The 22,713-nt window shown below is 51.7% G+C and carries 21 protein-coding genes; 2 read left to right on the top strand and 19 right to left on the bottom strand.

Annotated elements, in window-relative coordinates; translation table 11 throughout:
- The first annotated feature begins 117 nt into the window (after positions 1-117).
- Complete coding sequence (gene nfsB / locus FQK12_RS08110; RefSeq protein WP_014228307.1) at positions 118-771, top strand: oxygen-insensitive NAD(P)H nitroreductase; 654 nt, start codon at positions 118-120, stop codon at positions 769-771.
- Between the two features lie 159 nt (positions 772-930).
- On the opposite strand, the gene FQK12_RS08115 is transcribed toward nfsB, so the two are convergent.
- The 18 genes from FQK12_RS08115 to FQK12_RS27980 all read right to left on the bottom strand — a co-directional run bounded on the left by FQK12_RS08115 (position 931) and on the right by FQK12_RS27980 (position 18,449).
- On the bottom strand, positions 931-1,773 hold the full coding sequence (locus FQK12_RS08115; RefSeq protein ID WP_014837743.1) for a prepilin peptidase: 843 nt from the start codon (positions 1,771-1,773) through the stop codon (positions 931-933).
- 61 nt (positions 1,774-1,834) lie between these two features.
- The gene (locus FQK12_RS08120; RefSeq protein ID WP_014228305.1) at positions 1,835-2,575 is read right to left on the bottom strand and encodes a type II secretion system protein N; all 741 of its coding nucleotides are present in this window, start codon (positions 2,573-2,575) and stop codon (positions 1,835-1,837) included.
- Entirely contained in the window at positions 2,565-3,059 is a 495-nt protein-coding gene (gene gspM, locus FQK12_RS08125; protein ID WP_014228304.1) for a type II secretion system protein GspM, read from the bottom strand. The genes FQK12_RS08120 and gspM overlap by 11 nt, the downstream gene beginning before the upstream one ends.
- Positions 3,046-4,251: a type II secretion system protein GspL gene (gspL, locus tag FQK12_RS08130; RefSeq protein WP_014228303.1), complete on the bottom strand. Its 1,206-nt coding sequence runs from the start codon at positions 4,249-4,251 to the stop codon at positions 3,046-3,048. Before gspL ends, gspM begins: the two co-directional genes overlap by 14 nt.
- Positions 4,251-5,237, bottom strand: a complete 987-nt coding sequence (gspK, locus tag FQK12_RS08135; RefSeq protein WP_014228302.1) for a type II secretion system minor pseudopilin GspK — start codon at positions 5,235-5,237, stop codon at positions 4,251-4,253. Before gspK ends, gspL begins: the two co-directional genes overlap by 1 nt.
- Positions 5,234-5,833, bottom strand: a complete 600-nt coding sequence (gene gspJ, locus FQK12_RS08140; RefSeq protein WP_014228301.1) for a type II secretion system minor pseudopilin GspJ — start codon at positions 5,831-5,833, stop codon at positions 5,234-5,236. Before gspJ ends, gspK begins: the two co-directional genes overlap by 4 nt.
- The gene (gspI, locus tag FQK12_RS08145) at positions 5,830-6,195 is read right to left on the bottom strand and encodes a type II secretion system minor pseudopilin GspI (RefSeq protein ID WP_014228300.1); all 366 of its coding nucleotides are present in this window, start codon (positions 6,193-6,195) and stop codon (positions 5,830-5,832) included. Before gspI ends, gspJ begins: the two co-directional genes overlap by 4 nt.
- Positions 6,192-6,743: a type II secretion system minor pseudopilin GspH gene (gene gspH, locus FQK12_RS08150; RefSeq protein ID WP_014228299.1), complete on the bottom strand. Its 552-nt coding sequence runs from the start codon at positions 6,741-6,743 to the stop codon at positions 6,192-6,194. Before gspH ends, gspI begins: the two co-directional genes overlap by 4 nt.
- A complete protein-coding gene (gene gspG / locus FQK12_RS08155; RefSeq protein ID WP_014228298.1) occupies positions 6,743-7,171 on the bottom strand; it encodes a type II secretion system major pseudopilin GspG in 429 nt (142 codons plus the stop codon). Before gspG ends, gspH begins: the two co-directional genes overlap by 1 nt.
- Before the next feature lie 29 nt (positions 7,172-7,200).
- Positions 7,201-8,421, bottom strand: coding sequence for a type II secretion system inner membrane protein GspF (gspF, locus tag FQK12_RS08160; protein WP_014228297.1), 1,221 nt, complete (start codon positions 8,419-8,421; stop codon positions 7,201-7,203).
- Between the two features lie 4 nt (positions 8,422-8,425).
- Entirely contained in the window at positions 8,426-9,931 is a 1,506-nt protein-coding gene (gene gspE / locus FQK12_RS08165) for a type II secretion system ATPase GspE (RefSeq protein WP_014228296.1), read from the bottom strand.
- Positions 9,931-11,895 carry a type II secretion system secretin GspD gene (gene gspD / locus FQK12_RS08170; RefSeq protein ID WP_369816083.1) on the bottom strand — a complete coding sequence of 655 codons (1,965 nt, stop codon included), beginning with the start codon at positions 11,893-11,895 and terminating at the stop codon, positions 9,931-9,933. Before gspD ends, gspE begins: the two co-directional genes overlap by 1 nt.
- A 15-nt stretch (positions 11,896-11,910) precedes the next feature.
- Positions 11,911-12,768, bottom strand: a complete 858-nt coding sequence (gene gspC, locus FQK12_RS08175) for a type II secretion system protein GspC (RefSeq protein WP_071881718.1) — start codon at positions 12,766-12,768, stop codon at positions 11,911-11,913.
- A 280-nt stretch (positions 12,769-13,048) separates the two neighbouring features.
- Positions 13,049-15,736: a glycoside hydrolase family 32 protein gene (locus tag FQK12_RS08180; protein ID WP_014228292.1), complete on the bottom strand. Its 2,688-nt coding sequence runs from the start codon at positions 15,734-15,736 to the stop codon at positions 13,049-13,051.
- 131 nt (positions 15,737-15,867) lie between these two features.
- Positions 15,868-16,716 (bottom strand): mannose/fructose/sorbose PTS transporter subunit IID, encoded by an 849-nt coding sequence (locus FQK12_RS08185; RefSeq protein ID WP_014228291.1) that lies wholly within the window; start codon positions 16,714-16,716, stop codon positions 15,868-15,870.
- Positions 16,717-16,727: 11 nt separating this feature from the next.
- Entirely contained in the window at positions 16,728-17,528 is an 801-nt protein-coding gene (locus tag FQK12_RS08190; RefSeq protein WP_014228290.1) for a PTS mannose/fructose/sorbose transporter subunit IIC, read from the bottom strand.
- Positions 17,529-17,539: 11 nt separating this feature from the next.
- Complete coding sequence (locus FQK12_RS27975; RefSeq protein ID WP_014228289.1) at positions 17,540-18,016, bottom strand: PTS system mannose/fructose/N-acetylgalactosamine-transporter subunit IIB; 477 nt, start codon at positions 18,014-18,016, stop codon at positions 17,540-17,542.
- 1 nt (position 18,017) lies between these two features.
- Entirely contained in the window at positions 18,018-18,449 is a 432-nt protein-coding gene (locus FQK12_RS27980; RefSeq protein WP_014228288.1) for a mannose/fructose/sorbose PTS transporter subunit IIA, read from the bottom strand.
- A 432-nt stretch (positions 18,450-18,881) separates the two neighbouring features.
- Here FQK12_RS27980 and gspS point away from each other — a divergent pair, with 432 nt between their 5' ends.
- Complete coding sequence (gene gspS / locus FQK12_RS08205; protein WP_042934299.1) at positions 18,882-19,277, top strand: type II secretion system pilot lipoprotein GspS; 396 nt, start codon at positions 18,882-18,884, stop codon at positions 19,275-19,277.
- Between the two features lie 83 nt (positions 19,278-19,360).
- On the opposite strand, the gene FQK12_RS08210 is transcribed toward gspS, so the two are convergent.
- The gene (locus FQK12_RS08210; RefSeq protein ID WP_014228286.1) at positions 19,361-22,237 is read right to left on the bottom strand and encodes a sigma-54-dependent transcriptional regulator; all 2,877 of its coding nucleotides are present in this window, start codon (positions 22,235-22,237) and stop codon (positions 19,361-19,363) included.
- Positions 22,238-22,713 lie beyond the last annotated feature (476 nt).

A 22,713-nucleotide genomic window follows, 5' to 3' on the forward strand; every position in this document is an offset into this window, starting at 1 on the left:
TTTCAGCGCTGCGCGATAAGTGTTATCGCATTTTTGCCCCTTATCATTTGCCCGCCATCGCTGTACTCTTCCTTCACGAAACGCACCCGCAAGGGGTTGTAAACAGTGAGGAAGAGTATGGATATCGTATCGGTTGCCTTAAAGCGCTACTCCACCAAGGCATTTGACGCCACCAAAAAGCTAACTGCCGAGCAGGCGGAAAACCTGAAAACGCTGCTGCAGTACAGCCCGTCAAGCACCAACTCCCAGCCGTGGCACTTTATCGTTGCCAGCAGCGATGAAGGCAAAGCGCGCGTTGCCAAAGCGGCGAGCGGCACCTACGTGTTTAACGAACGTAAAATTCTCGATGCCTCCCACGTGGTGGTGTTCTGCGCCAAAACCGCAATGGACGACGCCTGGCTTGAGCGCGTGGTGAACCAGGAAGAGGCCGATGGCCGCTTCGCAAACGCCGACGCCAAAGCCGCGAACCATAAAGGCCGCACCTTCTTTGCCGATATGCACCGCAAAGAGCTGCACGACGACGATCAGTGGATGGCGAAGCAGGTTTATCTCAACGTCGGCAACTTCCTGCTGGGCGTGGCGGCAATGGGCCTGGACGCCGTGCCGATTGAAGGCGTCGATTTCGCGATTCTCGATGCCGAATTCGACCTGAAAGCCCAGGGCTACACCAGCCTGGTGGTGGTGCCGGTCGGCCATCATAGCGTCGAAGACTTCAACGCGACGCTGCCGAAATCACGCCTGCCGCAGGCGACGACCATTACCGAGATTTAATTCCCTTCAGCCGGGAACGCCCGGGTCATGGCGCAGCTGCGCCTCGCCCGGGGCTTTCTTCCCCCTCTCTTTCCCCCCTCTTTTTCTGCCGTTAGCGCTCCGCAGGAAGGATATCGCCGTTGACCCGCCTTCCGGGCGCGAACATCAACCGTCTCTCGGTCAAATACCCTGAAATAGCAGCATATTTGCCACACCGGCTAACGCCAGCCACGGGCCGAATGCCAGCGGCTGATTGAGATCTTTTTTTGCCCCTCCTCGCTGTACGAACGCAAACAGCAATCCGCTTAACGCCGCCAGTAAAACCACATGGGGTAATGCTTGCCAGCCTAGCCAGGCTCCCAACGCGGCCAGTAGCTTAAAATCGCCATAGCCCAGCGCATCCTTGCCTGTCAGTAGCTTGAACAGCCAGAACAGGCACCACAAGCAGAGATATCCTGCCACTGCGCCAATCGTCGCCTGCGGCAACGAAACAAAATACGACTGAAGATTAAACAGTAAGCCGATCCACAATAAGGGCAGCGTCAGGACATCGGGTAGCAGCTGTCGGTGATAATCAATAACGGCCAGGATCAATAAAAAAGAGACGAATACCCAGGCGCCACACAGCGCCAGCCCCGGCGGAAATACACGTGCGGTTAAGACAAACAGCGCAGCGGTGGCCGCCTCAACCAGCGGATACTGCGCGGAAATAGGCGCGCCGCAACAGCGAGCCTTGCCCTTTAACAACAGGAAACTCAGCAGAGGTATATTATCCCTTGCGGCAACAGGAGTATGACAATATGGGCAACGAGAGTGCGGCAATACCAGATTAAAGCGCGCCGTGGGTTCAGGTGAAGGCAGTGACAGCTGCAGCAACGCCTCACGCTGCCAGTGTTTCTCGAGCATTACGGGTAAGCGGCAGATCACCACATTCAGAAAACTCCCGACGATAGCGCCTGTCGCCCCAAGACCAAACCACCAAATGATGGGATACGTGGATGAAAAAGCCACTAATAATGTCATAAAGCGCCCTCTGCGGGTCCAGCATCTCCCTCTTTTTCCTGTCGGAGGGGGACATCACGGATCAAAATAATTGCCCCTGCGTTTGCCAGGCTATCTGGCCCTGCTCGTTAGCCCGGCCAACCTGCGCTATCAATGGTTTCATGACCTCAGGCAGCATCGGTCCGCTCCGCACCAGTCCGTTAAATCGATAGCCGCCGCCAGCCCCCACGACTCCCCTTCCCTCGATGTTCAGATGAGGAGAGTCCTGTTTCAGGACCAACGCCAGTTCCCCTTTTCCGTTGCAGCTCAACTCTCCGTCAACATCGGTGAGATCCAAATCGCCCAGAGGCGTCGCCATCTGAGCCTGCCGCCACTTGATGACGCCGCCAAGACGCTGGCAGCCATGGGAGGTAAACTCCCCCTGGTGCAATTGCAGCTGCAGCCCCCCTTTGAGGGTCATCGCTAACGCCAGCGACAGCTGCTGGCGGACAAAATCGGCAGGCGCGGAAAGTTGCCACTCATACCATTCAAGATCGTGCCAACCGCGTAAAGTTCCGGTTCCCTGCAAGCCCCGGGGATCCCGCAACGCGACTTTTATTGCAGGCCGCCAGGAGGAGAAAGTGAGCTGCCAATGGACGTCTTCAATCGTAACGTTGCGCCAGGTGAGCTGGTACACGCGACCTTGCCATAAAGACCCGGAAAAGCGACCGGCCTTAATATCGGCGGGCATAAAAACGCGCACTACCCCGGCAGGGGCATTTCCCGCCAGCAGCAGCAGATAACAGACCAATACAAGCACCAGCTTCTTGAGTTTAAGGCTCATCTTTACGCTCCAGCGTCAGTTTATTTACCGCTACCCATCCCGGTTTATCGCGGTACGCTGCCACCTCCAGGGCCGTAATATGGATGCGATGCTGTTGCTCCAGAGTAATCAGCCAATGCATGAATCCGTTAAAGTCGCCGGGCTCCAGCGTTATTGCCAGCTGTTGTCCCTGCGGCTGAATACGCGTGATACTCACCCCCTGAGCTGCCGCGCTCTGCGTAACAACCGCCGACACGCTGAGATTTTCGTCACGGGCGGATAGCGGCCGTGTATCCTGTTGGCGTATACGTGGCGCCAGCTGCAACATCCGCTCTATCGTGCTCTTTTCATCGGCAATCGTGCGCTGCCATTGCGCCGCCTGCTGCCGCCACGGTAACCACAGGATGTAATAAAACAGACACGCGACAGCCAGGCCTCCGCCCCCCAATACCAGGGCACGCTCCCGTAGGCTAAGCTGTTGCCAGTAGCGCTTAAATGTATTCATCTTTTATTTCCAGCGTCAGCCGGCTCTCGACCCCATGCGGATTCTGTTTAACCTCGCCCGGCTGCACCCGATAATGTTGCCCCGCGCCGCTCTGGAACTGCTCTAACACCAGAAAAGATGCGGCATAGAGATCAATTTTCAGCGTTTTACGCCCGGCATCATAGGACAACGCCCGCAACTCGATGTGCGGATGCTTCGCCATCAGTTGTTGCAACTGATGCATGTGTACAGCCAGTCCATCCTGCCCGGCCGGCCGTAGCTGCTGTAGATGCTTTTGCAGCTGCGTACGAGGGTTAAGCACATTTTTATCCGCCGGGAACAGCGCCTGGTAGACCCGACGGCTTTCCTGCCGCCAATGGTCTGCCTGTTGTCCCAGCTGATAGTGAGATAAACCGGCATTCACGCACGACAAGAGTAAATAGCCGATGAATAACATCATCACCGGCCGCCAGGGCCGTAGTCCCGCTCGCAAAGTCCCGACGCGGGCAAATTCACCCTGACGAAGATCGGCGCCATCATAGGGTTCCCCCCCGGCCGCCAGTTGCAGAAAATTCTGCGGCGTATGCGCTCGCCATTCACAATAAGGGGGGCTTAACGCAGGCGGTTGGGAATAGCTCTCAATCACCTTCGGACTCCAGATGGCCAAAAACTCGGGTAGCCAGGACGATTCCACCGCCATCCCGGCGTGAGCCTCTCGCCGAAATAACCACCGATCATCGACGTTCACCGCGCTCCAGCCGTGGTCGACCCGCGGCAGCGCAAGCACATCCGGAAGCATTGTCAGCACCCGTACCCCTAGCCGATCGCAACGGCTGATCCACTGACGCATATCGTGTTTGTCGACTACCGCAACGTCACATACCTCGCCGCGCTGGTGTAAAATGGCAAAATGAAGCCCATCAACCTCGGTTGCCAGCTGCTCCTCGAGCATGAACGACAGCAGCTGCAGACGCTGGCGCCCGGCGTTAGGCGGAAGCGTCACTTGATGGAAAACAAACTCACTCGCAGGGACCAGGATATGTGCCGGATAAGTCGCGAAAAGATGCGTTAATCTCTCATCGTTTTCCCCCGCCGCCAGTTCGCCTTGCTCATCCCCGTCTGGCGAACGGAAAGACCACCGCACGGGCTGTTTTTCATCACCGGGCAAATGCAGTATCAACCGGGCCTGTAGACGCGATTTTTTGCTTTTCATTAAGGCTCCCTCAGCATGCTCAATCCAGGCTGTCGTCGTATCACCTGGAAGCGATGACCCGACTTGCTCAACAGGCTGCGCTGGCTATAGTGAATGTCCCCCACCTGCACATTAAAATCGGCAAAAAACAGATCGCTCTTTACGGTCAATACGTACTTGATCGCAGAGGTATCCCTGTCCTTAAGCGCCTCCTGAGCCAAAAATGCTGTTGTGCTATTCCAGCCGCCGTGCGGACGTTGCTGTAGCAGCTTCATCGCCCCCGCGGGATCCAGTTCCCCCACAAATAGCGCCGCGAATAAGGGACTTTGCGACTCGCTCAACGTATTGATATTTATCGACAGCGTCTGGACAGGCAGTACGCAAACATAGGGCAAAAGGCGACGATAAAGTTCGGCATCAACGCCGGAAACGGTCCGCAGCTCGCTGATATCCTGCATCGGTTGATGCGCGGGTAGATAAGGCGCCGATTGCGGCCCGTCGCGCGCATCTTCACTCCCCTCGATTCCCGGCGCATTATCGCTGTCTATCCAGTCGCTCAGGGCTGCGGTTATCTGCGTCGCACGCAATGCCCCCTCCCCCAGGTTGATAAGTAACTGTCTAAAAACCTGTCTGGAGTAAGGTAACGTCGACTGCCTTCCCTCGCCGGCGCCCCCCTGGTTAATCGCATTGAGATTAAAACAGGCCTGTCCATCAACGATCAGCCCGGAGACTTCGCCATCATCAATGGTAAAACGGCGAGGCCCCTGCGCCCACTTTTGGGCTAAATCCATTTTATTCGGTGAACCAGATGCGTCTCTCTGTAATATTTTTGCGGCCAATGATTCCGCCGACCGGGCATACCATTTCGCCCGCAGACGCTCCACTTGAGCCATCGTCCGCTGCCAGGCTCGGCCATTACGCTCGGCTATCGTTGTCGACATGGTCACCATGAGCGCCAGAATCAGCAATACCACCAGCAACGCCACGCCTCTTTGCCGCCGCTTCATGCTTGCTCCCCGGTCGTGACGAAAAATAAGCGGCTCACTTCACCCACGTCGGCCACGACTAACGACACTTCAATTCCCTCGGGTAAACGCGTTGTGTCGTTCCAGCTATCGCGCCACATACCGTTGGCAAAAAAGCGCAAACGAAAAGCGCTCACGTCTTTCAGCAAAACCTTCACGATTGGCTCTTCCCCAGCCTGCGGATCCGTATGAACATAGCTCAGCCGCTCCAGCTGCTGATGGCGCAGACGATACCCCACCCGCTGCAGCTCGGAGCGGGGTAATATTCCCATCGGGTTTTGCCAACCGTTACGCATGAAGGAGATGCTCCAGTCCGCACTTTGGCGCTGATAACGAGCAGCGTAGAACAGACGTTCATCCCCTCGCGGAGGGCGCGGAATGATCTGACCAAAGTCGCCCTCCAGGTAAACGAAGGCGCGCTGAAGCTCGGTTAACCGCTGCACCTGACGCTGTGCCATCTCATCATTGCGCATCACCCCCTGTAATATCTGGAAAGCGCTGAGACTCAACGCCGCAAAAATGGCTAATGCGAGTAGCATTTCCAGCAGCGTAAAACCTCGTTCGCGGCAACGGCTCATTCGTGCACCACGTAGCTGCGTAAAGAAAATATCGCCGCGGTATCTTGTTTATGGCGCCGCACTTCAATATCCAGCGCCCGTAGCTGGCTGAACTCTGTATCAACCCCCTGCCAGCTGAGATACCACTCTTCTCCGGCATAGGTCACCAAAGCGCCCGTCGCGCTTTTTTCGGGCCATAGTTTGTTGAGATGTAATCTGACCTGTTGGTTATCGGCCAGCCAACTTGCCAGCATTTTCTCTTTCATCATGCCAGCGTTTCTGGCCTGCTGGGCGGTGGTTTGCAGCAGTGTCAGCCCGGCCAGGGAAAAAATGGCCAGCGCCACCAGAACCTCCAGCAGCGTCATCCCTTTTTGTTTATTCATGGCGCGCCTCCTTTTGCCGATGTCGCGATCGCGCCGCTTTCATCTACCCGCAGCCAGACTTCGGAGCGATCGTCTTTCTCGCCGAAAATTAATGTAAAGGGCGTAATCTCCCCGCCAGGCAATAGCAAAATATCGGGGTCCGCCGCCGGTTCCGCGGTTGGCGGCCACTCCTGCGGAGGAGGGAGACGTAGCGTGAGCGGCTGGTTATCCGGAACCTGGCCGCCTAACGCAGCCTGACGCGGTTGCCATATTTGCCAGACATAGCCCTGCCAACGATCCGAATGCGCCACCGAAGAGCGCGTTTCCGCCGCCTGGCTTTGCAGTACCTGAAACTGCCAGCCATTGGGTCGAATCTGGATCCCCAGTAGCCGATCGTTTTGCATACCGCTATCCATGGCAAACTCCAGCTGCGCCTGAAAGCGTTGCAACTGCCGCTCCGCGGTATCCTGCTGCATGGCCGGAAATGACATGATGACCAGACTGGCCGCACTCCCCATCAGCAGCACAACAAGCATCATTTCCAGCACGGTAAAACCACGCTGACGCACTATTTCTTACTCAGCGTCCAGTTACCGATATCATCGTCAGTACCCGGCACGCCATCTTGCCCGGAGGAGAATATGTCTATCTGTCCGTGCTGACCCGGACTGACTAGCTGATAATCCCCACCCCACGGGTCCTGGGGCAAACGGCGAATATAGCCATCCTGGGGATAATAACGCGCTTCGGGTGGTACCGACGGTTTAGTGATTAGCGCCTGCAGCCCCTGCTCCGTGGTGGGATATCGGCTGTTATCCAATTTATACATATCCAGCGCGCTCTCTAACGCCACAATATCGCTGACGACTTTTTGACGATCGGCTTTATCTTTATTTCCCATCAGATTAGGTACAACTAAACTTGCCAGAATGCCCATAATGACAATGACCACCATGATTTCCAGCAGCGTAAAACCACGCTGACTCTGCCGCCGCATTTTTATCTCCTTATATTTGCCCATCAGATTCACATACTGATTAAATTATTTAATTGCAGGATCGGTTGCAGAATGGCGATGACGATAAATAACACTATTGCCGCCATACCGACGATCAAGAGAGGCTCAAACAGCCCCAGCGCTAATTGCATGTGAGACGTAAATTCCCGGTCCTGGTTATCCGCAGCATGTTCCAGCATGCTGTCCAGTTCCCCACTACGTTCACCGCTGGCGATCATATGGCGCATCATGGGGGGAAAGAGTTCGGTCATTTCCAGCGCGCGATGCAGGCTAACCCCCTCGCGCACCGATTCCGTCGCTAACGACAGCTGTTGACGCGCATATTCGTTGGTGAGCACCTCGCCGCTAATACGCATCGCTTGCAGCAACGGCACGGAACTGGCGTTCAGAATACTCAGCGTTCTGGCATAACGAGCGGTATTCAGGCCGCGCGCAACGCGCCCAATAACGGGCAGGCGCAGCAGCCGATGATGAACGGCAATACGTCGACCTTCATGACGTAGCAATCGACGTATCAGCACCAGCCCGGCGAACAGCAGCAACAGTATCCCGGGACCAAAAGTGCGAACCCCGTCGCTCATCGCCATGAGCACTCGCGTTGATAGCGGTAGCGCCTGCTTCATATGAATAAACTGCTCAACGACCCTGGGAACGACGGCAGAAAGAAGCGTGGCAACGACGCTAATAGCGACAACGGTAAGTACGCAGGGATAAATCATGGCCTGCATGATGCGCGCTCGCATTTGCTGGCGCTGTTCGGTGTAATCAGCGAGTCGATTCAGAACCTGGTCCAGGTGACCAGAAGCTTCACCCGCCGCCACCATCGCGCAGTACAACCGCTCAAAACTGGCAGGATATCCTGCCATCGCTTCCGCCAGCGAATGACCTTCAAGAACTTTGCTACGCACGGCGGCCATCAGGCTACGCTGGCGCGGTTTTTCACTTTGTTTTGCCACCGCATCCAGCGCATCTTCCAGAGGTAAAGCGGCGGCGACCAGCGTCGCCAGCTGGCGAGTCAGCAGCGCCAGATCGGCGCTGCTTATTCCACGCGACCAGGAAATACGCCACCCGCGTTTATTCCGCCGGGCCTCATTCAGCCCTTCGACCAGCGCCAGCGGAACCAGCCCTTGTTCTCGTAAGCGTTGACGCGCATGACGAGCGGAATCTGCCTCCAGGCTCCCCCGCCGCTTTTTACCCCGCTCGTCTAACACCTGATAATGGAATAACACGCGGTCACTCCTTTTCCTGCGACTGGTTTTCAGTCACCCGGATGACCTCTTCCCAGCTTGTCTCGCCGGACAGGGCTTTTTCCAGCCCGGCATAGCGTAACGTTTTGTATTCATGCTGCAGTAAGCGGGCAATCGCGAACTCGCCGTGGCCCTTATGGATTGCGGTACGGATCCTATCGTCAATCAGCAGTAATTCATGTATCCCGGTACGCCCACGATAGCCAGTAAAGCCGCATTGCGGACATCCCTTCGGCTGCCATAAGCGAGCTCCGGGCGCAATCCCCATCTGATGGGCCAACGCGGGAGCGACTAAGTAGGGCTGGCGGCAATCGGGGCAAAGAGTCCGCACCAGCCTCTGCGCCAATACGGCCAATAACGACGTAGACAGTAAAAAAGGTTCAATCCCCATATCTTGCAGACGTGATAATGCCCCCAACGCACTGTTGGTATGGAGCGTTGAAAGAACCAAATGCCCGGTCAAGGATGCCTGAACCGCAATCTGCGCGGTTTCACTATCGCGGATCTCCCCAACCAGTACGACATCAGGGTCCTGACGCAGAATGGCGCGTAAACCGCGCGCAAAAGTCATCTCCACTTTGGCGTTTACCTGCGTCTGGCCAATCCCCTCGAGCTCATACTCAATAGGATCTTCAATCGTCATAATATTGCGTTCACTCGCATTGAGACGACTCAACGCCGCATAAAGCGTCGTGCTCTTCCCTGAACCTGTCGGACCGGTGACGAGGAGAATACCGTGCGGCCGCTGAATCAGTTCATCGATCTGCTGCTGGTGTGATAACGACATGCCTAACGTCGACAGATCCAAATTCACGCTGCTTTTATCCAGCAAACGCAGAACAATTCGTTCACCGTAATGAGAAGGTAAAGTCGACACTCGCACATCAATCGCCCGGCCGCCAATGCGTAACGCCATGCGCCCATCCTGAGGAATACGCTTTTCCGCGATATCCAACCGCGCCATAACCTTAATACGAGAGATCAATAAAGAAGCCAGACGGCGCTGAGGGCGTAATATTTCACGCAGTACGCCATCTACCCGAAAGCGAATTTGCAAATGACGTTCATAGGTTTCGATGTGAATATCTGACGCTTTATCCTTAATCGCCTCGGTCAGCATGGCATTAATCAGACGGATTATCGGAGCATCATCATCGGCATCCAGCAAATCATCGCTGTCAGGTAACTCTTCCGCCAGGGTATAAAAATCCACTTCGTTGCCGATATCAACCATCAGTCGCCGCGTTTCGGTTGAGTCTCGCTGGTAACTACTAATCAGTTGTTTCTCAAATTCCGCATTCGATAGCGTACGAATATTCAGGGCACACCCGGCAACCCTACGGGTTTCAAGCAACGCTGCGGCTGTCGTTTCCACGACGCGCAGCACCCGGCATTCAGTATTCTCCCACTGCAGTAAAATGCGTTGAGCATGCGCATAGGCAAAGGGAAGCTGCGGATGCGGTTTATTCACGTCGGCAACAGACATATTCATTACCCCTCCTGCGAATAAAATGCGCTAATCGCCGCGCGAACCTTCAGGAAGGTGGCGCCATTTTGATCCGGAGGCAGCTTTAATACGTCATTGTTTAACGTCGCTGGGTTATCCTGATGACCACGCTGCTGAACTTGTTCCTGATTAAAAGCATGATATTTATCAGCGGATGCATGACGATACTGATCGCGATCGCGGATAATTGATGGGCGAATAAAGAGCATCAGATTACGTCTGGAGACTTTTTTACTGTTAGAGCGAAACAGGTAACCCAGAACCGGAATATCTCCCAGCACCGGGACTTTATCCACGCTATCCGTCACGCTTTTATCCAGCAGCCCTCCGACGACGACCGTTTCGCCACTTCCCACCAGCACCGCATTATTAACCGTGCGAGTATTGAAGGTCGCCCCCAGGTCAGCGCTACTGCTGGAGGCGGCGTCAGCCACGCTGGAAACCTCCTGTTCGATTTCCAGTAAAACAGAATCCCCTTCGTTAATCTGTGGCTTTACCTTCAACTTAATTCCGACCGTTTTGCGCTCCACGGTATTGAAGACGTTATCGCCAGAGGTTGTTTGCGAGCCGGAGAGCACCGGTACCTCCTGGCCAACATTGAACATGGCCTCCATATTATCCAGCGTCACGATGCTCGGCGTCGCCAAAATATCATTCTTGCTATTACTGGAAAGCGCGCTCAATAACATCGCCCAATTCCCTTGATAAAACCCCGCCGCAATACCATTAAGACCGTTGAGCGTACTGGCAATCGAGCTATCCACCGCGCCCTCTTTTTTATATTGATTGGCTCCGGCAATTGCGGTCGTAATAGGTAGGCCCGTATTGGTAAATTGCGACATGCCGCTATTTTTATTGGCCCACTGAATGCCCAGATTGAGACCATCAGCATCCTGTACTTCGGCAATAATCGCTTCGACCAGGACCTGGGCGCGACGAATATCCAACTGAGCTATCACCCCCTCCAAATCCCGCATAACGTCCGGGGCCGCCGTCAGGATCAGCGAGTTGGTTTGCTCATGCGCTTTGATAGTAATGTCTTTGCGTAATGCGATGGCCGGTTTAGCACTCTTTTGCTCGCCCTGAATAGTGTCGCCGATCCCCGTTAAGACCTCGACCAAATCGGTCGCTTTGGCATACTTCAGATAAATAACCCTGGTGTTGCCCTGAACAAATTGTTCGCGATCCAGCTGCTTAACTATCGCGATAATTAATTGACGAGAATTCGGTTCGCCGCTAATCAATACCGAATTCGTACGTTCATCCGCAACAACATTCGCTATCATTAAGCCCGATGACGCTGATTTACCGGCATCCCGGGTTAATTCGGTCACCATTTTGACAACGTCGGCAGCGGACGCGTAGGCCAGCGGTAACGTGACGACGCTGCGATCGCCCGCTTTATCAACGCGCTCAACTATTTCCATCAAATGCTTAATCACTCCCGCCCGTCCCGTCATCAACAGGACGTTGGAAGGCTCATAATGCACAACGCTGCCCACCCCGGCGTTATCATTCAATTGACGAAGTAACGGGACCAAATCACGGGCAGGCACATTATTGACGGGCACAACGCGCGCCACGACTTCATCTCCCTTTCCCGGTTGAGCATCGCTGGCGAGAGGTACCGCCGCGGTTTTTGCATCTTTGGCGCGGACCACCTTCAGCACGCCGTTCTTCATGTCCACCACGGCAAAGCCGTATACATCCAGCACGCTCAGGAAAAACTGGTAATATTGTTCATCGTTGAGCCTATCGTAACTGCGCACCGTAATCGTGCCGTGTACAGCCGGATCGATAATAATCGTTTTATTCAGGTTCTTGCTGACGGTATTAATAAACTCCTGAATATCCACCCCCTTAAAGCTGGCAGAAAACTCAGCGCCCGCGCCCTGCCGAATGACCAGCGAAAAAAACACCAAGACAACGATACAGAGTCTTTTGATTATTTTTATATTCAACAATTAATCATCTCCAGGCACAAAATAAATATTCTGTCGCTTACCGTCCCGCTCAACGGTAAGATTCAACTCACTGAGTTCAGCAAGCTGTTTCAGTGCCTGCTGAGCCTGTTGAGTGTCGCGTAAATCCATACCATTAAGCACAATAGCAAGATCGTTGTCCTGCAAACCTGATTGATAAAATAAATCCCTATTCTTACCTGCATTAAGGCGATAGCCTGCAAGTTTGTTCTCCACCATGACGGGTGTCACCTTGATATAATCAAGAATATTTTGCGGGTGTTTTTGCAACCGGGTCTTGATTTGCGCTACTGATGATTTATTGATGCTTCTTCCGGCATCCGATTGTTCATTAAACAATAACGATTCATAGCGCCCCTGGTAAGAAATCACAATGCGATCAGAAAAAATAGACATAATTTTGGCAGAATAACCCGGCAGGCTGTCACCGACAAAAAGCGTCAATTGCTTGCTATCTTTGGCAATAATCGCCATCGAATTTTGGGGGTCGGAGCTCACCACAACCCCGGCCAAACGGAGTTTGAGCGACGACGGCGGCGCATGACGAATGATATTGTCGGATACCGATGGGCCTGAGGCGGAGGAAGCGGACGACGAAGTCCCAAAGAGGGTAAAACGATCGTTTTCCGCCGCAATTCCGCGGTCTGGTTTTGCTGGAGCGGAATTGGCTTTCGCTTTCGCCAGGTCCACATGGTATATATCGTCAGCCAGCCAGCTCCGCCAGCTCAGCAGAGCGAGCTGATTTAATATCAAGAGCGATAATCCCCATATCATCCAACGCGGAGTCAAAAACCGCGAAGCCGCTTCTCTGCATGCCAGCAACCTGCCAGATAATTGCATCTCGCCCCCCCTACCCAGCTTTCTGTTTATTTACAGAAGAACTTTTATGGAACGCGACATTTATGCCTTTGGACATCACAATGCTAATCCTTGCTCTGTTATCTCATCAGGACAATATTTATTAATATAACTTCCGCAATATGAACCGCGGCATACGCAGACAATAAACCAATTGGTTTCACACAAGCACGGTTGAATATTTTACGATTATCCAGACCGCGCTTGCGTGATTAAAAAAACGAACCAACGGTAAAGTATTACGCGATACTCGCTTAATATTTTATTTATCTGCCCAGATTGATTTCAGAGGCCAGATAGTCAACGATTTTACGTTTATATCTCCACCTTTACTGTATATCTCAATGCCTTGACTGGTCGGCTCCGGGAAAATCTGATCCGTCAGCACGACTTCGCCTTTCCCTGAGAAGACGGTAACAGATGAAGTATCGACAATAATACGCAGCGCTACCGAGGCGTTATCCGACAACGGCAGCGGAGCGCTATGGCGGGCCGCAAATCCAGAATTAAACGCATTCGTTCCCGATTTTGTACGATCGATAAACACTTCGCCGGCCGCGGCATCATAGCCGACCAGCGTCTCCTCGCCGTGGCTCCCCGTGCGAACCTTAAAGCCCGCTTCGCTCGCGCTGCCTGGCTGCAGCTCCGCCTCGATTTCATACACCTGGCCCTGAACCTGGCTATCCGCTAATAGCGTGTCGCCAGGGGCAACCACCTTCTCCTCGGACAGGGTAAACAAGGCGTTATTACGCAGCGATTTCAGCGCATCCACCGGCGTTTGTACCAGGCGAATCTTATTATCAATCGTCTGCAAACTTAACTCTCTAACCAGAGTCTGCCCGCCCCGCCACGGGGTGGTAGGAATGCTGCCCGCGTAGTTCCAGTTGCTCATCCAGCCAAGCCAATAGCGTTTACCATCAGGTGCGCCATTCCAGGTCACTGCCGCGTAAAAATCCGACCCGAAGTCCCCCCAGTTCGCAATCTGCCTGGGCCGATCGGACTGTATGATGTGATCGACCAGCACATGACCAAAACCGGCGGTGCTATTGTCCACAATGCGGATTTGCGCCATCTCTCCCTTCAGTGCGGCCACGTTCCAGGAACGCCAGCCCAGCGTTTCCGAATTATCCCCGGTTACGCTATAAACGACCTTGCCATCCACCAGCAGGTTAACCGTGGTCTCCGTTGATACTGGCTGCGCCGGCTCATCCCCGGCCATAAACTGGTCAGCCAGAATATGGCCATATCCACCGGTATTTTCATCAACGATCATTATCCGGGCGGGCTTACCCTGATACTCTTGTACATCCCAGTGCGTCCAGTTCAGCGACTCACTGTCGCTACCGGTCGCTGACCTGACGACTTTATCATCGACCAACAGCACGACGGCCGCCGCGCCTTCCGCGCCATAAGGATGATTACCGCCGCCAACGAGGAAGTTGATATAGGGTTTATTGATGGTGAAGTTCGCTGAAGTCAGGGTCCCCGTCACTGCATCTCCCCCTTTACCCACTAATTCACCAAAATAGCTGTTGACCAGTTTCCTGCCCATAAAACCGGAGACCTGCTGCTGCGTCGCTATCGTGCCGCTGGCAACGACCTGGCCAACAAAATCGCCGCTTGAGGTCCAACCAATATCATCATAAGTTGCGCCATCTTCCCCCTCAAAATCGGCACCGGCAAACAGCAGATCGCCGGAAGGCGGAACGCTGTCTTCGACCGCATCCGGGTTACGCGGATGATTGCCGCCGCCGACCAGCAGATTGATGTAGCGATCGGTAATTTTAAACGCCGGGGACGTTACGCTGCCGACGCTGGCATCACCATTAACGAAGGTATTGACGAGCTGCTCTCCCAGATACTGGCTAACGCCAGACTGCCCGGCGCGGTCGCCTTTAGACAGATAAGCCCCCTGCAGATCTTTTGTCGCCGTCCAGCCGGATTCGCTCTCGCTTTCCTCGAAATCGGCAATGAGTGAACCGACGGGCGCCTCGCCGTTGAACACGCTATCATCATCAGGCGTGAAACGTTCACCATCAAAGTGACCAATAAAATACTGATTACCCGATCCGCCAGCAGGCCCGCCGGGATTAATATTTATAACCATTACCCATTTTTTATTATTACTGTCACCGTCAACAGGCAGTTCAAATAAATCAGGACATTCCCAGACGCCACCAACGGCATTCGCCGGACCAAATTCGCTCATAAAGTTCCAATCACGCAAATCGGTCGATGAATAAAATACCGCTTTATGCTGAGTCGCAATGACCGCCACCATGATCCATTTGTTTTCCGGCGCATACCAGAATATTTTAGGATCGCGAAATTCCTTAAACTGACTCTCATAGCCCGCTGGCGGTAAAGGGATGACCGGATTATCTTCATACTGCGTCCAGGTTCGCCCTTTATCCAGGCTATAAGCAATAGACTGCGCCTGGGTTCCTGCCGCGATAGTCTTTCCATTATCCAGCGTCATGTCGGTTGGATAATAGCTGGTGTACATAGCCACCATTGCCGGCCGATCCGCTTTACCAAAACCGCTACTATTATTGAAATCAACTACCGCGCTGCCGGAAAAATACATCTGCGTGACGTTACCATCGGCATCTTTTTCCACCGGCAGCGCAACGGGAAGCTCCTCCCAATGGACCAGATCCCGACTGACGGCATGTCCCCACGAGAGATCTCCCCAGCTATTGCCATTCGGATTATATTGATAAAAAAGATGATATTCGCCGTCAAAATAAACCATGCCGTTAGGGTCGTTTTGCCAGTTTTTAGCCGCAGTAAACTGTAGCTGAGGGCGATATTTCTCAAGATACGATGACTGCTGATGTGAGGGATGATTCTCGCTATAATCATCCGAATTATCACACCCCGCCAGTAACGCTAAACTTGCCAGAGTAATAAGGCTGAGTCTATTTTTCTGAAAAAAATGATATTTCATATACTGTCCTTATATATTCTTCCGTTCTGTTCCGATGCTGGATATGTAAAGAACAAGTTTAATGAGGAGATATAATGTGTTATCCATAACATGTAATATTTTAATAATTTGTACTATCTCCTCATTATTATTTATGCCAGGAACCCGGCCCAGTAGCCAAAAATGCCGATGATAAATATGACGATAATCATCAGCAGCGGGTTCACCTTCTTACGGAGTAGCTTTGCCACGAACAGGGTCAACAGCAGCGGTAACATACCCGGCAATAGCTGATCCAATATCCCCTGAACCGTTGTCACGACGACCTGCCCATCCGCGCCGGTAATGCGGGAGACGACAATCGGCACATTGATCGTTGTCCATCGACAAACCAGCGCTCCCATAATAAACAGGCCCAGGATTGACGCTGACTCGGTCAGTTTCTGGATTCGATTACCGCCGAGATCGGTTAATATCTCACGCCCTTTTTCATAACCGTATTTCAAACCGAAATATTTCACCGCCAGACGAATAGCGTTAAAAGCGAAAAAGAAGAACAACGGGCCAAGCACATTTCCGCCCAGGGCCAGGGAAGCCCCCAGCGCCGCGAGAACCGGACGAATTGTCCCCCAAAAGATCGGATCTCCGACGCCAGCAAACGGCCCCATCAGGCCCACTTTTACGCCGCTGATGCTGCTACCATCAATATCCGCGCCGTTGGCCTTCTCTTCCTCCATCGCCCCTGTCACCCCCAGAATCGGCGCAGTACAGAAAGGCTGCGTGTTAAACCATTCAAGGTGACGCTTCAAGGCTTCATTACGTTCCGCGCCCGGCCCATACAGGCGTTTAATGGCGGGGATCATGATGAAGCAGTAGCCCATCGCCTGTACACGTTCAAAGTTAAATGAACCGAGCAAGAAATTTGAACGGATAAACATGTTAATAATATCACCGCGGGTTAATTTTTTTTCACCCAGATTGGCGGCGTGTCTCGTCATCATAGTGTTCTTCATTATGCATCCAAATCGTCGTTATTATTTAAAGAAGCCGGCCCACCATCCGCCACGGCGGTCAGGGTTTTAGGCTGGTATTTTGGACTCAGCTGTATATACAGCAACGCACCGACTAATCCCATTCCCCCTAAACCAACAAGGTTGAAACTGGTAAAAGCCGCAATCAAGAAACCGGCAAAAAAGAACGGCATAAGATATTTGACGCTCATCATATTGATGACCATGGCATAACCCACAACAACAATAATACCGCCGCCAATTTGCAGACCATGCGTCACCACTGGCGGAATACCGTTCAACATGGCCTGCACCGAATCAACGCTCATCATGACCACCACAAAGGTAGGAATCATCACGCGCAGCGCCTGGAAACCAAGCGCAGTGATATGCATGATTTCGATACCGCGCATATTGCCCTTTTCAGCATAGGTATCCGCCCGGTGGATCAAGAACACCGTCATCGTTCTGACAAAAATCGTCAGCGCCTGACCCGCAGCGGCTAACGCGACGGCAATCGCGATGCCTTCGCCAATCCCCTGATTTGTATTAATCACCAGAATGGTCGATATCACCGAGGCGATGGCGGTATCCGGCGCCATCGCCAGCCCAACGTTCATCCACCCGAGGGCCATCATTTCCAGCGTACCGCCAAGAATGATACCGGTAGTCATATCGCCAAGTACCCAGCCAACCAGCGTACAGGCAACAAGTGGACGATGCGTTTGCCCTTCATCCAGCACGCTACCCATCCCGGTAATGGCTGCAATCACCAGCAGCAATATAATTTGTATAGTGGTCATGATTCCCTCGATTATTTTAATTTGGAGATAAAGTCGACGGCGGCATCGGACGGCAGTTGGCGTAATTCCAGACCTACGCCCAACGCATGCAGAGCATGAAATGCCGCAACATCGTCTGAGGTTACGCTGACGGATTTGGTGATTTGCTCGCGATCGTTCTCAAAGCGCATTCCGCCAACATTCACGCTTTTAATCGCGACGCCGCCCTCGATTAATCGCAGAACATCCCCCGGTTTTTCAAATAGCAGAAATGCGCTGACCCCTGCGTAGCGAGGGCTATGCCAGGCGTTAATCATTTTTTCCACGGACACCACGCTAGCAATCATGCCTGAAGGAGCAACGGAGATGAGCAGAGACTTGCGCAATTCATCCGCCGCCACGGCATCAGAGACGACAATTAAACGATCGGCTGGATACGCTTTTACCCAACGGGTAACCACCTGGCCATGAATAAAACGATCGTCGATACGTGATAATAAAACATTCATTTCAAAGATGATCCTCTTCTGTATTATTGTTATTTAAACTGTATTTGAGAGACTTAATGCCATCTCTTGCCGTTTGTTTTGAGATATCGACTAATTGCAGGTATTCCCCCACGCTCTCTCGCTCTAAAAACACGTTGATCAGCATCGGAACATTGACCCCGGTTATTACATCCCAGTTATCTTTTTTCATCGATAGCAAGCTGGCCGCATTGAAAGGGCTACCGGCGTAAATATCAACCAGAAAGATAACGCCATCTCGTTGATCCAGCGTCTGGAGAACGTTTTCAAACTTAGTGACCAACGTATCAACGTTTTCCCCAGGTAGAAAATCAATCGTGGCGATATTTTCCTGCTGCCCGACGATCATCTGAGTGGTATTAATCAAAGGTCCTGCGGCTGCGCCATGAGTAGCAACTATGATTGCTGTATTCATTGATTCAAATTCCTGTTTAAACCATCACGTCTGCTTTTAGTAAATGAAACCATAATCTTATTGAGCGAAAATAATATACGAGTCTGTACCAGCAAAGAATGTGCCAGGTTAGTGTATTAATGACGTTAACAGGGCTGAGAAGTCGATGAACTCGGGGTTTGTGAAAGGGGCTATATTTTTGTGTATTAAAATATCAATACACTAGAACAGGGAATTAAGGATACAAATCCATGTGTATCACACTATTATTATAGCGTGAATATTAAGAAGTGTTAGCCGAAGGCGTGATGGATTCACTGGGGGATAAATCAGAAATTATAAAAGCAAATATGAGAACAAGATCGCAATAAAGTAAGCCGGCCGCGCTAATTCGTGACAACCGGGGGTAACTTGCTAGAATGCTGTTTTTTAGATAAGAGTAAGATTATTGCCATGCGGTCATCTCGTTTTTGCCATTTTATGCTGATTGCATTTCTGCTAGTCAGCACAGGTTGTCAACAATCCCGTTCTTCATTACAACAAAAGCCTATTCCTCCTGACGAGCAAATAGAACAACTGGCCTCCGTGAGCGCCAGCGCAAAATATCTGAAATATCAATGTCACCGCAGTGATTTACCCAGCGACGCGGTCATGACCAACGCTATTGATAAGGTAGCCAGGCAGCGGGGTTGGGATATCGCTGAAGATAAAGCCGTATCGCAGCGGAGTGAGCAAATTTATCAACATCTGCAGCGCGACAGCACGCCAGAATCAACCAAGTGTAGTAGCTTTAATCGTCTACTGAAGCCTTTCATCGACGATCTACCCACAGCATTTAACGGCCAGTAGGCGAAAAACGTCACGCTTCACCGGACAGAACAAACCGCCCGGCGCCGGAGAACCTGCGCATTCTGAAAGAGGCCATTAAACGACTACGATAAATCTTCCTGTTGTGCAGCCGAACGCTCGGAGAGTTCCGCGACCATCTCCAGGATGTAGCTAAGCTCGTCGCGATCCAGGGTAATCGCCAGCTTTTTCTGGAAGCAACGAGCAATCGTCTGGTAGGTATCCAGTTTTTTCTGGTTGTCTTCGCTAAGGCTACCATCATACTTCAGGCCACAGTGTTGTACCATTCGCTCCAGCGCGCTCCCGATATGCACGCTGATGCTGACCTTCATGCCATTATCGAAGGGGAATCCCTCCAGCTTCTCCAGCTCACTGATATACTCCAGCACCGGATCGACCACTTTTTTCGGGTTAAGGTAAGTCAGAAACTCGGTCATACTCTCCTCGCTAATTTTGCGCACCATCGCATGCGGCCGAATAACCGACTGTAAATGGCTCCGTTGAACGAGAAGCGTAAACTGCGCCTCACCGTTGCTGGAAAACAACGTTTCCAGAGGTAAGAAAGGGGCATTGATTCTGGGATCTGCTATCCCCAGAGACATAATGAACTCGTAACGTTTGAGTAAAAGGTCTCTTTGTATTTCGACTTCATTCAGCGGCATCGCGATAACGTTAATATCGCAACGTTCCATATTACACAGCATACCGTCGACAAAGGTTTTCAGCTTCTCCGCCGTTCCCTGCCCGGTTGAGCACACGCAGAGGATCGCCTTCACTTTCTGATAAAGCATGGATGTATCCAGCTGCTGCGTCGTTTTACGATAACTGCCATATCCCTTGAAATCGCACAGCGAAAAGTAGATATCATCCAGCTCCATTCCCATGACCGCCGATTTTCTTACTGCCTCAATGACCGTGGGCGTCGAAGCCATGGTTAATGTGCGTATCTGTATTCCCGTTTCCTGCATGATAATGTCGCCAAAACCGTTCAACGATCCCATATCCACCAGCAGCAGCACGCCTTTGTTGCAATTCAGCTCTTTAATACGCTGGCGCATTTGATCGAGCACCAGTTTGGGACTGATGTCCAAAGGCATATCAATGCTGTCAATATTGCCCTCACCCAGTAACTTTTGGGCAACGCTAGCCATCGAACTGGCGGTATGGCTCCCGTGCATTACGACAAGTACCGCAACACGCTCTTCCTGCTGGGTTTTCAACAAAGAACCAATCAGCAACGTTAAATACATCTCTTCGACGACAGGCACATCAATGCCAAATTTGTCTTCAATGTGCTGCTTGACTATTTTAGCGGCCTGATACTCCTGCCCCTGGTTCATCAGTAGATGCTCAATACGGGGAAGCAGAGCGGTATGGCGATTTTCCGTTCGCGCTAAAAAAGATGTTAGATGTAAACTAAATGCCAATAAAAAGCGCTCCGTCAGATGATGATTCAATTCCCGTTCCACGATTTTTTTCATCTGCTGTGAGAAATGCAGGATATCCTCATTGACTACTTTTAATATATTTTCCTGCATCCCGGCATTGTTCTGAAACTTCATATAAAAAGTATTCAGATGAATGCTGATGTCCAGTAAAATAAAGCGCGTAATTTCCTCATGGGACAGGCCATGATCCTGCATAAAAGTGACTTTATCTTCAATAATATTATACAGGTTGAAAGTGGGTTCATATTGATCGTCTTCCTGCAGCGGCGACGGCTCGCCTCCCGGCTGAATAACTAAAAAATCCTCAAGGTAATCATTGATCTGCTGCATTTCATCGCGCCGTGCGCCGAGATGAAACAGGCCATTTTTAATTTCGCTGGGCAGATCGCGGAAGCGGATATCAATAATATCTTGATGCAAACAGTGTAAAAAGCCATTCGCACATACCAGCTGCACATTGGATTTCATTTGCCCAATGTTGCCAAAAGAAGTGTTACCTATCAGCGCCTTCATTGCTTCTACATCAATTCTGATCGGTTTCTGAATACGCTGTGCTTCTCTATTCAATAAGAATTTCAATAGCGATATTTTCTCCTGGGTGCTGCGCCGTTCGAATGTTGGCAGATGAATGATGATTGGAATACGGCGAATGAAGGTCTTGAGCATTGCAGATTCTAAATTCTCGGTAGTGGCTCCCACCAATAAAACGCTCGCTGTACGTCTTCTTTCCGTTTCCCCCAGCCGGCTGTAGGTACCGGTATCCATAAAGTAGAAGACCATCTCCTGCCCTTCCGGCGGTAATCGGTGTATCTCATCCAGAAATAACATTCCGCCGTTAGCTTTATCAACCAATCCCTCTTTGTCCTCGCCAGCGCCGGTAAACGCCCCTTTGATATGACCAAAAATATGCGCCATCAGCAGCTGCGGGTTCATTGCATAGTCTGCGCAGTTAAACACAATGAAGGGTTTTTTCGCATCAAAACGGCCAACAAAACACGCATAGTTGAACATAACTGAAGCAAACAGGCTTTTCCCAACGCCTGTCGGCCCGGTAATTAATGTATGCAGGCTGGACGGTGGATACAGGATAGCGGCTTTTGCCTGTTCGACCTGCGTTTTTAAGCTGCCATCGAAGCCAATCAGCAAACTAAAAGGATCGGCGCTCCGGTGCTCAGAAACCCGCGAATCGGCTGGCGCCTGCGCCGCGACTTCCCCGCCAGGAGAAACCAGCGCATTCAGCGCATCAAAACTGTCAAACTCCACCTCTGACAGAGAGATACCCAACGCACGTTCAACGCTGACTTTAGGAATGTAGGCTATCGGTCTTCCTTTCACTTTAACGATCTGCTGCATACGTAACAAATTACCCAGTTCGAAACTGACATTGTTTCGCAAAATACGCAGCCCATCAGCAATATCGTGGGTATTGAACCCTCTCTGCAAACACATATCATGCCAGCTCATTTTGTCTGCGTGTTCCAGCAGCCAATGGTAAACCCGGTCAATTCGTTTCATTCAACTCCCCGTTATATTTAGATGTTCTGAAAATATATAGATTTATATGAATTTATTATTTAACAAGCAACCTATCACAATAGAGGAAACCATGCATTCAACGCATGTGAAATATATTCTCAACAAGCTCAATAATTGTAATTATTTGTACTGTGTCACATAACCCGCCGGAACTATCATCATGGATAATGATAATAACAAAAACACTTATTTAATCTTTGGATAGTTTTCCCAGGATGACTCAACCTCCCGCCGCCACAATTAATAGATTCCTGGCGTAAATGATTATTTAATTATCGTCTTCACCCTGGCCACGCTATCGCCAGAATAAGCAAACAGCCGGGTTATTGGCAATAAACAGAGAAATATCTATCCCCGCCATACTTCAGGTTGCCTGTGCGTTGTCTTCGGATTACTCGGCCCATCCATGGGCCTCGCCCTGATAGGCCGCCGTTACCCGGCGTTCAAATCCGCTC

Origin of the sequence: Klebsiella sp. ME-303, assembly GCF_007910085.1 — a bacterium.
GTDB classification, from domain to species: Bacteria; Pseudomonadota; Gammaproteobacteria; order Enterobacterales; family Enterobacteriaceae; genus Klebsiella; species Klebsiella michiganensis.